The 16,101-nt window shown below is 32.7% G+C and carries 14 protein-coding genes and 1 other RNA gene; 13 read left to right on the forward strand and 2 right to left on the reverse strand.

The window, feature by feature from the left end; translation table 11 throughout:
• The first annotated feature begins 72 nt into the window (after positions 1–72).
• The 4 genes from asnS (at position 73) to ACM591_RS08415 (ending at position 3,121) form a co-directional block, all read left to right on the forward strand.
• Positions 73–1,365: an asparagine--tRNA ligase gene (gene asnS, locus ACM591_RS08400; RefSeq protein WP_029377266.1), complete on the forward strand. Its 1,293-nt coding sequence runs from the start codon at positions 73–75 to the stop codon at positions 1,363–1,365.
• An 85-nt stretch (positions 1,366–1,450) separates the two neighbouring features.
• Positions 1,451–2,137, forward strand: coding sequence for a DnaD domain-containing protein (locus ACM591_RS08405; protein ID WP_029377267.1), 687 nt, complete (start codon positions 1,451–1,453; stop codon positions 2,135–2,137).
• A complete protein-coding gene (nth, locus tag ACM591_RS08410; RefSeq protein WP_038678507.1) occupies positions 2,127–2,786 on the forward strand; it encodes an endonuclease III in 660 nt (219 codons plus the stop codon). The genes ACM591_RS08405 and nth overlap by 11 nt, the downstream gene beginning before the upstream one ends.
• A gap of 5 nt (positions 2,787–2,791) precedes the next feature.
• Positions 2,792–3,121 (forward strand): YpoC family protein, encoded by a 330-nt coding sequence (locus tag ACM591_RS08415; protein ID WP_029377269.1) that lies wholly within the window; start codon positions 2,792–2,794, stop codon positions 3,119–3,121.
• 222 nt (positions 3,122–3,343) lie between these two features.
• On the opposite strand, the gene ACM591_RS08420 is transcribed toward ACM591_RS08415, so the two are convergent.
• Both ACM591_RS08420 and recU read right to left on the reverse strand, forming a co-directional pair.
• Complete coding sequence (locus tag ACM591_RS08420) at positions 3,344–5,539, reverse strand: transglycosylase domain-containing protein (RefSeq protein WP_418354368.1); 2,196 nt, start codon at positions 5,537–5,539, stop codon at positions 3,344–3,346.
• Positions 5,517–6,143, reverse strand: coding sequence for a Holliday junction resolvase RecU (recU, locus tag ACM591_RS08425; protein WP_029377271.1), 627 nt, complete (start codon positions 6,141–6,143; stop codon positions 5,517–5,519). The genes ACM591_RS08420 and recU overlap by 23 nt, the downstream gene beginning before the upstream one ends.
• Before the next feature lie 251 nt (positions 6,144–6,394).
• On the opposite strand from recU, the gene ACM591_RS08430 reads away from it, so the two are divergent.
• The 9 genes from ACM591_RS08430 (at position 6,395) to ACM591_RS08470 (ending at position 16,034) form a co-directional block, all read left to right on the forward strand.
• Positions 6,395–6,733, forward strand: a complete 339-nt coding sequence (locus tag ACM591_RS08430) for a DUF1798 family protein (RefSeq protein ID WP_029377272.1) — start codon at positions 6,395–6,397, stop codon at positions 6,731–6,733.
• Positions 6,730–7,296, forward strand: a complete 567-nt coding sequence (locus ACM591_RS08435; RefSeq protein ID WP_029377273.1) for a DUF1273 domain-containing protein — start codon at positions 6,730–6,732, stop codon at positions 7,294–7,296. The genes ACM591_RS08430 and ACM591_RS08435 overlap by 4 nt, the downstream gene beginning before the upstream one ends.
• A 10-nt stretch (positions 7,297–7,306) precedes the next feature.
• Positions 7,307–7,666 carry a cell division regulator GpsB gene (gene gpsB, locus ACM591_RS08440; RefSeq protein ID WP_029377274.1) on the forward strand — a complete coding sequence of 120 codons (360 nt, stop codon included), beginning with the start codon at positions 7,307–7,309 and terminating at the stop codon, positions 7,664–7,666.
• A gap of 139 nt (positions 7,667–7,805) precedes the next feature.
• Positions 7,806–8,180, forward strand: an RNA gene (gene rnpB / locus ACM591_RS08445) — RNase P RNA component class B.
• A gap of 167 nt (positions 8,181–8,347) precedes the next feature.
• Positions 8,348–9,481 carry a THUMP domain-containing class I SAM-dependent RNA methyltransferase gene (locus ACM591_RS08450; protein ID WP_029377275.1) on the forward strand — a complete coding sequence of 378 codons (1,134 nt, stop codon included), beginning with the start codon at positions 8,348–8,350 and terminating at the stop codon, positions 9,479–9,481.
• Between the two features lie 40 nt (positions 9,482–9,521).
• Positions 9,522–10,427, forward strand: coding sequence for an EamA family transporter RarD (gene rarD, locus ACM591_RS08455; RefSeq protein WP_029377276.1), 906 nt, complete (start codon positions 9,522–9,524; stop codon positions 10,425–10,427).
• A 281-nt stretch (positions 10,428–10,708) separates the two neighbouring features.
• Complete coding sequence (locus ACM591_RS08460; RefSeq protein ID WP_029377277.1) at positions 10,709–11,344, forward strand: SDR family oxidoreductase; 636 nt, start codon at positions 10,709–10,711, stop codon at positions 11,342–11,344.
• Positions 11,345–11,691: 347 nt separating this feature from the next.
• Positions 11,692–15,132, forward strand: coding sequence for a dynamin family protein (locus ACM591_RS08465; protein ID WP_326026733.1), 3,441 nt, complete (start codon positions 11,692–11,694; stop codon positions 15,130–15,132).
• 20 nt (positions 15,133–15,152) lie between these two features.
• A complete protein-coding gene (locus ACM591_RS08470) occupies positions 15,153–16,034 on the forward strand; it encodes a 5'-3' exonuclease (protein ID WP_326026732.1) in 882 nt (293 codons plus the stop codon).
• Positions 16,035–16,101 lie beyond the last annotated feature (67 nt).

The following is a 16,101-nucleotide window of genomic DNA, read 5'->3' on the forward strand; positions in this document are numbered from 1 at the left end:
ACTTATATATGGATTTTGTTAAAATATATAAGGATAAAGCATAGAAAATTACAATATAATAGGAGACTGGTTATGAATATAACGATAAAACAAGCAAAAGAATATATCGACCAAGAAGTTACAATAGGCGCTTGGTTAACAAACAAACGTTCAAGTGGTAAAATCGCATTCTTGCAATTAAGAGATGGGACTGGATTTATGCAAGGTGTTGTTGCGAAAGCTGCAGTTGATGAAGATACTTTCCAAAAAGCTAAAGAGATTACTCAAGAAAGCTCACTTTATATCACAGGTGTCATCAGTGAAGATAATCGTTCAGATATCGGTTATGAAATGCAAGTTACATCTATTGAAGTCATTTCAGAAGCTCATGATTATCCAATCACTCCAAAAAACCATGGCACAGAATTCTTGATGGATCACCGTCATTTATGGTTGCGTTCGAAAAAACAACACGCAGTTATGAAAATAAGAAATGAAATTATTCGTTCAACTTACGAATTCTTTAATGATAATGGTTTCACAAAAATTGATCCACCAATCTTAACGGCAAGTGCACCTGAGGGTACAAGCGAATTGTTCCATACAAAATATTTTGATCAAGATGCCTTTTTATCTCAAAGCGGTCAACTTTATATGGAAGCTGCAGCTATGGCACACGGTAGAGTATTTTCATTCGGACCAACATTCCGTGCTGAAAAATCAAAAACACGTCGCCATCTTATTGAATTTTGGATGATTGAGCCAGAAATGGCATTTTGCGAACATTTCCAAAGCTTAGAAATTCAAGAACAATACGTTACACACGTTGTTAAATCTGTTTTAAATAACTGTAAATTAGAATTAAACGCATTAGAACGTGATACTTCAAAATTAGAAAAAGTATCAACGCCGTTTCCACGTATCACATATGATGATGCTGTTGTATTCTTAAAAGAACAAGGCTTTGATGATATTGAATGGGGCGAAGATTTTGGGGCGCCGCATGAAACTGCAATTGCCAACCATTATGATTTACCTGTATTCATCACAAATTACCCAACAAAGATTAAACCATTCTACATGCAACCAAATCCTGAAAATGAAGACACTGTCTTATGTGCCGATTTAATCGCACCAGAAGGTTATGGTGAAATCATCGGAGGATCAGAACGTATTAACGATCTCGAACTACTTGAACAACGCTTAAGTGAATTTGAATTAGATGCTGAAAGTTATAGCTATTATTTAGATTTACGTCGTTACGGTAGTGTGCCTCATAGTGGATTTGGCTTAGGCTTAGAAAGAACTGTAGCTTGGTTATCAGGAGTAGATCATGTTCGTGAAACTGCTCCATTCCCACGTTTATTAAATCGTTTATATCCATAAGCATTATATATTTCAACATTCGTCCAGTCTAATATTTATGGCTGGACGTTTTTATAACGGAATTAATAAAAAGGAGGGCGCATATTTGAATAAAGAACAACTTAAAGTTAGACCGGTGATTATTAGACACGAACTACTAAATAACTATGATCAATTAGGTATAAATGAAACTGAATTAGTAATTTTAATTAAACTCATTTATGCCTCAGAAACATCTAACAAACAGCCTTCCATCGAATTATTGCAACAAGGTACATCTCTAGATTCCAGAGCAATTACTTCTGTCATTCAAAGTTTAATTCAAAGTGATTTGCTAGAACTTAAAGTAAATAAAGATGAAGAAGGAAAATTCACAGAATACATGAATCTGGATCCATTTTATAATAAATTAAGTGAAATCATGGAAAAAATGGAAGTTCAAAACGATGAAGAAAAATCTGAAGTAGATTTTAATACATTATTTCAACAAATTGAACAAGCTTTTGCACGGCCATTATCTCCGTTTGAAATGGAAACTTTAAATCAATGGTTAGATGTTGATAAACATGATTTAAGTGTGATTCAAGCAGCACTTGATGAAGCAACAAGTCAAAACAAATTAAGCTTTAAATACATGGATCGCATTCTACTCAATTGGAAGAAGAATAATGTCAAAACGATAGAAGACTCGAAAAAAATTAGTCGTCAATTTAATCAACCTAAAATGAAGCACACCGTAACAAAAGTACCCAAATTTGATTGGTTGAATGGAGAGAATCCAAATGATAAGTAACAAAAAAGCATTAAAAATGGTAAACGTTATTGCTGAGATGTTTCCAAATGCTGAATGTGAACTGAAGCATGATAATCCTTTCGAATTAACTATTGCAGTATTATTATCTGCTCAAACTACAGATATTTCTGTAAATAAATTAACAGATAAACTTTTCGAAAAGTACAAAACACCTGAGGATTATTTAAATGTAGATATTTCAGAATTAGAAAATGATATTCGCACAATTGGTTTATATAGAAACAAAGCTAAAAATATACAAAAATTATGTAAATCGCTTTTAGACAAATTTGATGGCGAAATTCCACAAACACATGGCGAACTAGAAAGTTTAGCAGGTGTCGGAAGAAAAACAGCAAATGTTGTCATGAGTGTTGCTTTTGGCGAGCCATCTCTAGCTGTTGATACTCATGTTGAACGTATTTCTAAACGCTTAGGTATTTGCAGATGGAAAGACAACGTTAGGCAAGTAGAAGATAAATTATGTAACGTAGTTCCCAGGGAGCGTTGGAATAAAACACATCATCAACTCATCTTTTTTGGACGTTATCATTGTCTAGCAAGAAGTCCTAAATGTGATGTCTGTCCTTTATTTGAAGAATGTAGAGAAGGGCAAAAGCGTTATAAAGCTAGTGTGAAAGAGGCGTAAATATAATGATTACAAAAGAGGATTTTACAAATTTAGAAGATCAACTTGATCATTTTGCAAAAGTAAAGCAACTAAAATCTAATGAAGCGAAAGCCTTACTAGATGATTACTTTGATTTAATCGAACAATATTTTAAACAAATAAATAATATTGATAAGCTTCAATTTCAAGACCTAGATCAATATCCTGTTGTTCCGATGAATTTTGAAGAGCGCTACAATTATATGATTGCTAGAAAATATCACTTTATGGGTTATAGTCAAATGAAAACCTTAAAGTCAGAACTCATTAAAATGAATGCATCTTATCAAATTCGTCGTAAAAATAAAAAATAGTTAATCTGCACGGTGTTCATTGGAAATGTTTAATTCCTTTGATAATACCGTGCCTTTTTTTATCTCAGCTAAGACAATAGTTAATCCATAACCAAGATAAAAAAACACACTCAACGCTATACTTAGCTTTGAGTGTGTTTAAAAGCTTAGACACGGGGGACGTAATATTGTTAAATAATATTGTTCCACCTTTGTCCTAAACTAATGATATTTAATTAAGTACTATCTTGCGGCACTTTGACCGTTTGTACTATTTGATGAACTACTAGTACTACTTGAACTATCACTGCTATTTGAACTTGATGAAGAACTGCTACCTCCACCTTGTCCTTGAGGTTTATTCGATGTTGTATTGTCATCTGGGCTACCCTTAACAGATAATGAGTCTTTCGAATCTCCACTTACTGAATCAGGTTTATTGAAGTCTTTACCATCTCTCGGTGAAATGTTATCCATAACATCTTCTAACAGATATTGTGGGTATTCTTGTTCTTCATGGCCAACAAAGGAGTTTGTACCACCTTGTTTAACTTCACTGAATCCCATCCATACAGACATACTGTATTTCGGTGTAAATCCGTTAATCCAAACATCTTTAGCGGCATTATCTGGTAAATTGTATTGTTGATAAGTTTCAGCACCATAAGTACCTGTACCAGTTTTTGCAGCTATGTTAACACCAGAAATATTATGTCCATAAGCTGAACCATAGGCTTCAAATGTACCTTTTAATACTTCTGCTAACATGTAAGAAGTTGAATCTTTCATTGCTTTTTTACTTGTGTGATCATATTCAATAGTTTCGCCATTTTGTTTTTCAACTTTTTTAATTGAATGGGCGTTATTGTATTCACCACCATTTGCAATTGCTGCAAAGGCAGAAGCTAATTGAGTAGGTGAGAATTCAGATGCCGAACCACCTAGTACTTCAGATGGGCCAATCTCTCCTTCATAATCAAGACCTACATTTTTAGCAAAGTCTTTAGGTGCATCGTTACCAGCATTTTCTTTAGTTGACTGCCATGCTTTAAGTGCTGGAATGTTGAAACTTTGACGAAGTGCATCATAAAGTTTAACTTTACCATGGCTTTCCGTATCATAGTTTCTGAAAGTAACACCATCTACTTGATATGATTCCTCATCTTGAATTGCATGGTTAGTTGCCCAAGACATGTTCTCAATTGCTGGACCATATGCTAAGAATGGTTTAAGTGATGAACCAGTTGGGTGTGCGTCAGTCGCTAAGTTTCTATCTACGATATCTTTATAATTTCTACCGCCTGATATAGCAACTAGGCTACCATTTTCACTATCTACAATAGAAGATCCTACTTGTTGATCATCATTTTTGTAATAACTACCGTTGTTAATACGGTCTTGTAATGTTTGTTGAACATTTTTATCCATATTAGTATAAATCTTAATACCACTATTTAATACAGATCCTAAATCTTGATCTTTAAATGCTTTGTTGTTCATAAGTTCAGATTTCACAAAGTTAATATATGAATCATATTCTGGGTTTGAGTTATCTTCACTTACCTCACGATCCTCAGAAGAACGTTGAACTAGATTGTCTTCAACAGAGGTATTTTGAGCTTTTTCTTTCTGTTCTTTTGTAATTCTATTATGGTATTCCATTAAATAAAGAACAGTGTTTTTACGTGATTCTGCTTCTTTTGGATGGTCGTAGATGTTATAAGTATTTGGCACCTGTGGTAAACCAGCGAGATAAGCAGATTCAGCTAGATTTAAATCTTTCAAATCTTTGTCGAAATAATATTTAGCAGCTGCTTTAACGCCATACACACCGTCAGAATAGTAGATTTTGTTTAAGTACATTTCGAATATTTCATCTTTACTGTACTCTTGTTCTAGTCTATAAGACAAGTATGCTTCTTGCGCTTTACGTGCAATTGATTTTTGATCAGTTAAAAATGAACGTTTAACAACTTGTTGTGTCAGTGTCGAAGCACCTTCGGCTCCAAAACCACCAGTTACGTTTTTAGCAACTGCACCAAACAAACGTTTATAGTCTAGTGCACCGTGATCATAGAAACGATTATCTTCGGTAGCTAATACCGCTTCTTTCATCGTTTTCGGTACTTCGTCTAAATTAACGTGTTCTCGTCGTTGTCCATTATCTAACGACTTAACCAAATCGCCATCTTTATCATAAATCTTTGCTGGAATAGGGTCTTGTAATTTTGATTCCGTAAATGCTGGTGCTTTCCAAGCATAATACGCAAATAACAAGATACCAATTAACGCTAAAACGATAAATGCAATAATTAGAAACCCAAATATCTTAATTATCGTTCGTTTTATATTCCTATTCTGTTTTTGTTCAGACTTTCCATTCTTACTGTTAGATTGGGAAGTCTTTTTTTCTCCGTCATACGCGGTCCTCACTTTCATCTAATATCAACTTATCAACTGTTTTGAGATAATTCAATCGTGGTTGATACTGATAAGGAATATAGTAACCATTTTTTCTTATTTCTTCAACCGTTATCGACTTTTTAATTTCGTTAATGTGTCTTTCCCAAAACATTTTGAAATTAGAGTATGGAAGCAAATAAACTTCATCGAGCGATTTAAAGCGAATTAATAAAAAGACAATTCCATTTTGGTTATAACAGGCATCCATATGTTTTACTTGATGATCATGCATATTATTTAAAGGAAAAGAGGTTTTATTTTTCGTTTCTTTCGCTTCAAAGTCTAGATATCGGCCATTATAAATACCGTTATAGTCGGTAGTCGACGGCGTTCTGAAATAAGCCTCATTAATAACAGCTTTACTTCTCATTGGATAGTGAACATTTACTATTTGAACTGGCGTAGGTTTCTTATGTATTACAGCCATACCATGATTCAAATAATACGTATTCGACAACTCTATATCGTTTTCTAGCGACATACCTCTGCCACCATAGTCAATTTTACTAGTTTGCCCCCGATGAGTTCGTCCGTCTTGAGACTTATTTCCATTAAATGGCTTTCCATTTGGGTAATTCATTTATTTTTCACCACTTTAGTTTGGAAATAAAAAACTTGCTTCATTATACATGAGTAAAGCAATTTTTCCCAACTATGAAATTTGAACCAATGTATTTACAAATACATCACATACATTTTAACGTGCTTTGCCCAATTAAACAATATTTGAAACAAAATATTATAATATTATAAGGTAAATGTGAGACGACTTTTTAAAAAATGACTGAAAATCAATTTTATGGTAAATTTGAAGTGTAGGGGGAAGTCTCAATGCAACAAATTGTTACACAACTATTAAATGATGTTTTGTTAATGCAAAAAAGGTATGAGTCCGTGAAAGCATCAGGAGAAGACTACGATTTTTATTCAACGGTTGTACCGTTCACCACTGAGATAGACCAACGCTTAAATACACTTTTAAACCGAGAATCACAAATCCTTCAATTACAGTATATGAACAAAAAAAAGTTTGATCTTTTAATTTCAAATATAGAGTCACTTTCAGTTGAATGCCATTTTAAACGTACAAGCCGTAAATTATTCACAGAAAAATTAAAAGCTGTACAATACGATTTAAGTTATATTCAAAGAAATGAGTTTTGTTTATGATAAAAACGATTTATGTTACTGGTTACAAATCCTTTGAACTCAACATATTCAAAGATGATGCACCAGAGGTTAACTATTTAAAAAAATTTATCGAACATAAATTAAATCAGTTGATTGAAGAAGGGTTAGAATGGGTATTAATACAAGGACAGATGGGTATAGAATTATGGACAGCAGAAGTGGTTCTTGAATTGAAGTCGAACCATCCTGATTTGAAATTAGGTGTGATAACACCATTTTATGGACATAGTGAAAGGTGGAACGAACAGAATCAAGCTAAGTATAATAACATTACGCAAAAAGCAGATTACGTTGATAGCGTGTTCCACGCTCCATATGAAGGCCCACATCAGTTTAAACAAACGGATCAGTTCATGCTAGACCATACTGATTTGACACTTTTAATTTACGATGAAGAGCAAGAAGCTAGTCCTAAGTTCTTTAAGCGCATGTTAGTTGATTTTATGGAAAAAACAAATTATACTTGTGATATTGTGACGTTCGATGAATTGACTGAGTTCATTAACGACTTACAGTGGTCTCAAGAACAAAGTTTTGAATGAGGTGGAAAAAATGTCAGATGTTTCATTAAAATTATCAGCAAAAGATATTTATGAAAAAGATTTTGAAAAAACTATGACTCGTGGCTATAGAAGAGAAGAAGTAGATGCCTTCTTAGACGATATTATAGCGGATTATCAAAAAATGGCAGATTTAGATAATGAAGTTGTTAAACTTTCAGAAGAAAACAATAAACTAAAAAAAGAATTAGAAGAGTTACGTTTACGTGTTGCTACATCGAGACCACAAGAAAATAAAAATTTCTCTTCAAACAGTAATGCAACTACTAAAAGCAATACTAATAACAACAATAACAATGTTGATATTTTAAAACGAATATCTAACCTTGAAAAAGCAGTTTTCGGAAAATAACATATACGCGCATTGAGCTGATGAAATGTTATTAGCGTAGATTTCATATCATCTACATAGAGATAAGTTTTGATTTTTTCAAAACTTATCTTATTTTATTTGTTTAACAACCAAAATAATGATATACTTCTTGGGATGGTGTTTCGGGTAATCGCTATAGCGATATAGAGGAAAGTCCATGCTCACACAATCTGAGATGATTGTAGTGTTCGTGCTTGATGAAACAATAAGTCAAGGCATTAAGTTGACGGCAATGAAATAACCTAAGTCTTTGGATACGGTTAGAATAGTTTGAAAGTGCCACAGTGACGTAGCTTTTATAGAAATATAAAAGGTGGAACGCGGTAAACCCCTCGAGTGAGCAATCCAAATTAGGTAGGAGCACTTATTTAGCGGAATTCAACGTATATTTAAGGCATACTTTTGATAGTATGCAGACAGATGGTTACCACCAGCGTACGAGTGTTTCTAGTACACGCTAGCAGTACAACGGTACAAAACATGGCTTACAGAAATATCATCACTAGACCCAAGCTCTCCCAATATAGGAGAGCTTTTTTAATTGATTAAAATGAATTGAAATAATCATCGATTCACTTTAGAACTTGATGAAATGTCATATCTATTTAAAATAACTTTTGATAAAATAAAATAAAATCTTTAATAAGAAGGAGCAAAACAATGTATCAATTATTAGCTGTATGTCCAATGGGATTAGAAGCAGTTGTAGCCAAAGAAATTCAAGAATTGGGTTATGAAACAACTGTCGAAAATGGCAAAATCTTCTTTGAAGGTGATGAAACCGCAATTGTTAAATGTAACTTATGGTTACGCACTGCCGACAGAATCAAAATAGTAGTTGGACAATTTAAAGCTACAACTTTTGATGAACTATTTGAAAAAACAAAAGCATTACCTTGGGAAACCTTGATTGAACAAAGTGGAAACTTCCCTGTACAAGGCCGTAGTGTTAAATCAACATTATATAGTGTGCCTGACTGTCAAGCCATCGTTAAGAAAGCAATTGTAGAGCGCTTAAAACACGCTTATCAAGAACGTGGGTGGTTAAGTGAAAATGGAGCAAAGTATCCAGTTGAAGTTGCTATTTTAAAAGATATTGCGCTATTAACGATTGATACTTCTGGTTCAGGTTTAAATAAACGTGGTTATCGTTTAGCACAAGGTGAAGCTCCAATTAAAGAAACGCTTGCAGCAAGTTTAATTCGTCTAGCTAACTGGACTGGCGACACGCCTTTAATCGATCCATTTTGTGGGTCTGGAACAATTGCAATTGAAGCTTGCTTAATTGCTCAAAACATCGCACCTGGTTTCAACCGTGATTTTGTATCAGAAAAATGGGATATTATGCCAGATAATTTATATGACGAAATGAGAGACGAAGCCGATCAACAAGCAAATTATGATCGGGAACTGGAAATATATGCCTATGATATAGATCCAGAAATGATTGAAATTGCGCGTAGAAACGCTGAAGAAGTTGGTCTCGCTGATATTATTCAATTTAATGTTAAAGACGTTAACACCTTAAATTTAGATAATGAAAAACCATACGCTTTAATTGGTAATCCACCATACGGTGAACGTATAGGGGATAGAGATAAAGTAGAAGAAATGTATCGTTATATTGGATCACTTATGGAAAGACATCCACAAATATCAACTTACGTTCTTACAAGCAATACTGAATTCGAATTTTTAGTTAATAAGAAAGCAACAAAACGTAGAAAATTATTTAATGGTTATATTGAATGTACTTATTATCAATACTGGGGAGACAAAAAACCTCGCAAGTAAATTCTTCTCGTGTCTTGACCATTAGAAAGAGGTGTTACAATTGAATACAGAATTTAAAAAAGGAATTTTCTTTGCATTTGGAGCATATTTCTTATGGGGTATACTACCCATTTATTGGGGATTAATTAACGATATAGGGGCATTTGAAATATTATCATTTCGAATTGTACTTTCAATGATTTTCATGTTATTTATCGTTATTCTCACCAAAAATACCGAGCCGTTCAAACGAGATATTCAACGACTATTCACGAACCCAATACAACTTATTGCGATTATTGCAGCCGGATATGTGATAACTATTAATTGGGGAACATTCATTTGGGCCGTTACAAACGGACACGTACTACAATCCAGTTTAGGTTACTACATAAATCCTCTTGTAAGTATTTTACTTGCATTAATATTTTTAAAAGAGCGATTTAACAAACTAGAATGGATTGCCATAGGGCTTGCCGTTGTAGGTGTGTTATACATGACATTGAAAATAGGGGTCTTTCCTGGTATTTCTTTATTATTAGCAGGTTCATTTGGAATCTATGGATTAATTAAAAAGCTTATTCCAATAGATGCTATAAGTAGTATAACTATCGAGTGTATTGTAACAGCGCCTGCTGGATTTATCTATTTATGGTATATATGGCACCACGGTGGTCTTACATTTGGTATGAACGTTTCTTCTTTTTGGTTGCTATTCTCAGGAGCTGTTACAGCGGTTCCACTTATATTGTTCTCAGCCGGTGCAAGACGCATACCATTATCTTTAACTGGCTTCATACAATATATCGGCCCAACTTTAATGTTCTTGATTGGCATCTTCCTATTCAAAGAACCCTTTGATTTAGATCAACTCATTACATTTATTTTTATTTGGATCGGTATTATAATTTATAGCATTTCACAATATGTAAAAATCAAAAAAGATAAAAACCCAGTGATCAATTAAACAGACTATAATAATGTCTCTAGCGCAAGGACAACATATTACATTTATGTGTGCAAACCGTCCTTGAACTAGGGTTTTTATTTTATCCAAATTATAATTCAAAAATTTGATTATCTTATTTTCACGTTTATTTAACAAAAAATAGGATAACTATAATATTGTGAGTGTAAACATAAGAAGTGAATTATTTTGTCCAATTAATTATACTATACATACCACTATAAAATAATAAGAGAAAAATAAGATCTCGTTTAATAACTAAATTGAATAGGAGTGATTAGATGACAAGAGTATTGATACTAGGAGCTAATGGTGCGATTTCTAAAGCAGCTATCAACTCATTTTTAGAAAATACAACATATACCTTAAGATTATTTTTAAGAGACGCAAATAGATTACCGGATTTCGCCTCAGACCGTATACGAGTCCGTGAAGGTGACGCCACAAATTTAGATGATGTTACTAATGCAATGGAAGATGTTGATATCGTTTTCGCCTCATTATCAGGGGATTTAGATAAAGAGGCGAAAACAATTGTCGACGCCATGAAAGCAAATAAAGTGAAACGACTTGTATTTGTTACATCACTCGGTATATACAATGAAATTCCAGGTGAATTTGGCACATGGGTAAAAACTCAAATTAGTGATTCATTACCAGTCTACAAAAAGGCCGCAGACATAATTGAACAATCCGACCTTGATTATACAATTTTGAGACCAGCTTGGTTAACTGATATAAACGAAATTGATTATGAGATCACTAAAAAAGATCAACCATTTAAAGGTACTGAAGTATCTAGAAAAAGTGTAGCTGCAGTAGCAGTGCAAATTGCCAAAAATCCAGAGCTTTATTTAAATGAAAATATTGGCATAAATAAGCCAAATACAAATTTTGATAAACCTAGATGGAAATAATTGATTTAAAATCAGCATTTTAAAAGCCAGTCCGAGACGTAAATAGTCGTCTCGGACTGGCTTTTGTAAATATAGAGTAATTGGATCATTGGCTAAAACAAATCAATTACAAAGAATGGCTAAATATGGAAGAGACAGTTTAACGAAAATTATTTCTGGTGTGCACTATCATTAAGCTTTAAACTTTGAATTTTGTAAAAAAATATTAAAGAGCTATAACAACTTTAATTAAATGATAGTATTTTCAATTTTATAGCAACTTATTTTAAAATACTTACTTTAGACAAGTAACGATTTGTTATACAATAAGTAGTAATTACATATAAGTAATAAAGGGGATACGAAACATGTCTAATACTGAGCAACTCGATATTTTATATAAATTAAAAAAAGAAGTAGAAAAATCTAAAAACGGTAGATTAGTCCACATTATCAATCAAGTAATTAAGAAAGTGTTTTTGCAACAATACACTGCTACTTTTGTAGGGCATTTTTCAGCAGGAAAATCTACATTAATCAATTTACTACTAGAAGAAACGATATTACCAAGTTCTCCCGTTCCTACAACTAGTAATACCGCAATTGTCTCTGTCGCAGATCAACCAGGAATTATTGCAAATCTCAGTAATAAACAATATACATTATTAAATAATTACGATGATGTAAAAAAAATGAATCGCGAAAATTTCGATGTGGAATCTTTAGAAATTAAATTTCCGTCTGATAAATTCCGCAAAGGATTCACATTACAAGATACACCTGGAGTCGACTCCAATGTATCTAGCCACCAATCTAGTACAGAAGAGTTTATGTATACGAGCAATGTACTCTTCTATACAGTAGATTATAATCACGTTCAATCTGCTTTAAATTTTCAATTTATGAAACAACTGAATCAAGCAGGTGTGCCAGTAGTGTTTGTAATTAACCAAATTGATAAGCATAATGAAGACGAAATTAGTTTCGACACATTTAAATCGCGTGTTGAAAAGTCTATAGCAGAATGGGAAATCGATTTAGATAAAACTTTTTATGTATCTAAATTTAGTCATACACATAATGAAATTGAAGCACTTTCAAAATATCTCGTAGAAAAAGATAAAAATCGTGAAACAATTGAGGATTATGTTAACCGAATCGTAAAATTCATCACAGAAGAACAGTTATCATATATTAATTATGAAATCCAAGACCTTTTAGATAAACTAGATATTTTCGAGGCGGATTTTGAACAAGCTTATATCAATTTCAAGCAACATCAGCAGGTTAGCGAAGAAGCAAAGCTATTAAATAACCCCAATGAGTTGTATGAATTTTTAAAACAAAAAAGAAAAGCAATCATTGATAATGCTTATATAATGACTCATGACACAAGAGAAACGATTCGAATATATTTAGAAAGCCGTACTAAAGACTTTACAGTTGGTGGACTGTTTAATAAAAAGAAAAAAACACAAGAGGAACAACAACGTAGATTAAATCAGGCACTCGCGCAATTACAAGAAAAAGCTAACCAAGAGATCAGACAACCACTTAGAGAAGATATGTCATTTTTAACTCGTTTTATAAATGATTCTGAAATAAATGAAGCTATATTAAATCAACATTATGAAATTCCAGAATCGTTAATAACTGATTTATATCAAACACAGATTACTATTAGTAATCAGTATGTATTAACATTTTGTGATGATTTGATGAAGTCACTTAAACAGTATATTGGCAAAACATCAGACCCATTGTTCAAAAAAGCTATCAATCATGCAGAAGCAAATGATATTGGGATAGAGCAAGAAGATGACTATAATGATTATGAAAAATTTATGGAAATGCGTAATCTAAGAGAATCACTTCAGACACAAAATTACTTACATTATTACATCCATATCGATGACTCACTCGATAAACTTATAGATCGAAAGGAAATCACATATACACCGAAAGAAAATAAAGTAAAAGCTGTTAATCATTCAAAATCAGAAACATCTGCAGAACCAAACCAAGAGGACAAGACACAAAATATTAAACATGCGCTTGAAATCATTCAGGATGTCCCGTTGTTCGAGCAGAGCAAACAAAACATAGATGACACACTTGCACGACTAGATAACAAAATAGTCAAAATAGGTGTATTCGGAACATTTAGTGCAGGTAAAAGTAGTTTAATTAATGCTTTGTTAGGCGATAATTATTTAGTGAGTTCGCCGAATCCTACAACGGCCGCTATGACAGAATTAACATACGGGCACGATAGCCAAATTACTTTAAAATCAGCCGCACAACTTTTAGAAGAAATAAACCAAGTTTTTGAAGTGGAAAATATAACATTTGATAGTATCGAGGCGCTTTTAAATAAAAATACAAATAAATTAAAAGCATCATTAGAAAAAAATAAGTTAGCTTTCGTAAACGCTGTAGAAAAACACTATGACATGTATCAAGACATGTTAAAAGAAGGTTTAATACACACAATAGACCAAGATGAAATTAAAAAATGGAGCGCAGAAGACGAGTATGCTACATTTGTTAATACTGTTCATTTAAAATTACTTGTAGATTGGTTGAAAGATAAAATTATAGTAGATTCACTTGGACTCCATTCTAATAATCAGCGTCATACTAATGAAACTGAAAAAGTATTAACATCAGCTGATTTAATTTTGTATGTAAGTTATTTTAACCATTCATTTACAGATAACGATAAACGCTTTATTGAACATATGAAAGCAATGAACCAATTAAACGAAAATCAAGCATTTAAAATGATAATTAATGCAACAGATTTAGCAGAAACAGAGGAAGATTTAAATGCAGTTATTGAATACGTAGGGGATGCTTTAACCCAAGTTAATATGGATTCAGATATCTTCGCTGTTTCAAGTAGAGAAGCATTAAAAACAAACGACATAGGTATCGATAGACTTAAAAAGAGTATTGAACATTTTGTTCAAGTTGAATCCAAAAACATTCTGCAAAAACAAATGTTGGGTCAACTTAACCATATTTCTGAAGCATATGAACAAATGATTGAAGCATTTCATAATGATAAAGCAGAAATCACCCAACGCAATCAGAAGTTAAAAAGTTATGCTAAAGCAACAATTTTCAAAAACAATCTTCTTCAAATCGCTGAACAACGCACATCAAACGAAGTAGATGACCAGATTTATCATTTAAATGAACGATTAAAATTACAATTATTAGATGAAGTAAAATCAATCTATAACGGGCAAATGACTAAAAACTCGAATTTCAATGAGGAAAAACGTCAATCAACAAAATTATACTTAGATCAAATTCACCAACGGTTATATCTGGAGCAATCATTGCTTGTACAACGTATTAAAAAATATTTCCATGAACAATTACACACTGAAATCGCACCATTAAAACAAAAGTTACAGCAGTTGCACGTGTTTATTGAACCTGAATTTGATAAAAATGAAATTGAGTTAGATAATCCTTACTTAAAAATCGATTTAACGCATATGATTGACGCGTTACCAAAATCACTTTCCAAAAAGAATATTTTACAACCTAAAACACAAAGTACAATTCAAGAACAAATCACACAAGAAACAATTAATTTATTAGCACCTTGTATTGCTAATTTAAGAAAAGCAGTTAACGAAACAGTTGTACAAATGCAAAGTAATGCCGAAGATAAATTTAACCAATTTGAAAATGATGCACATAGTCAAATTAAGGAACTTTTATCTTTTGAAGTAGACGATGCATTTATTCAACAACTACAAGAAACAAATGAAAATTTAAAACCATATATGTAATTAGAGGAAGAGGTACTTTTATGTCCAAAAAAATATTATTAATTGATGGCATGGCTTTACTATTTCGCCATTTCTTTGCCACAAGTCTTCATAAACAATTTATGAGAAACTCTTCAGGAACACCAACAAATGGTGTTCAAGGGTTTGTACGCCATGTCTTCAATGCAATAAATGAAATTCAACCAACACATGTAGCTGTATGCTGGGATATGGGTAAATCTACTTTTAGAAACGATATGTTTGATGGTTACAAACAAAATCGCCCTGCACCACCTGATGAACTGATACCACAATTCGATTACGTTAAAGAAGTCTCTAACCAATTTGGTTTTGTTAATATTGGAGTCCAAAATTTTGAAGCAGATGATGTCATTGGTACACTAGCAGAAGCCTATTCTGAACAAAACCAAATCTATATCGTGACAGGGGATAGAGATATTTTACAATGTATTAATCCAAATGTTGAGATTTGGCTAACTAAAAAGGGGTTTAATATATACAATCGCTACACATTAAATAGATTCCAAAGTGAATATGGTTTGAACCCATCGCAACTTGTAGACGTGAAAGCATTTATGGGGGACACTGCGGACGGATATTCTGGCGTGAAAGGTATCGGAGAAAAAACAGCAATCAAATTAATTCAAAACCATGGCTCAGTTGAATCTGTTATTGCTGCTTTAGACCAGTTAACCCCTGGTCAACGTAATAAAATAGAAGCCGATATGGACAATCTTAAACTTTCAAAAAACTTGGCTAAAATCCATACTGAAGTTCCCTTAAACACGAGTGACTTATTGGATGATATGGCATTTGGTACTGAAATAACAAAAGTATTAAATATATGTAAGGAACATGAATTATATGTATCTGGTAAATATCTAGCTACTCATTTTAGCTAACTCAAATACATGAAACTAAGACTAATAAACAATAAATAGAGCGGGCACATGAAATCAAAGTGAAAAC

It is taken from the genome of Staphylococcus sp. Ze2, from assembly GCF_048568365.1.
In the GTDB taxonomy this organism is placed as follows: domain Bacteria; phylum Bacillota; class Bacilli; order Staphylococcales; family Staphylococcaceae; genus Staphylococcus; species Staphylococcus xylosus.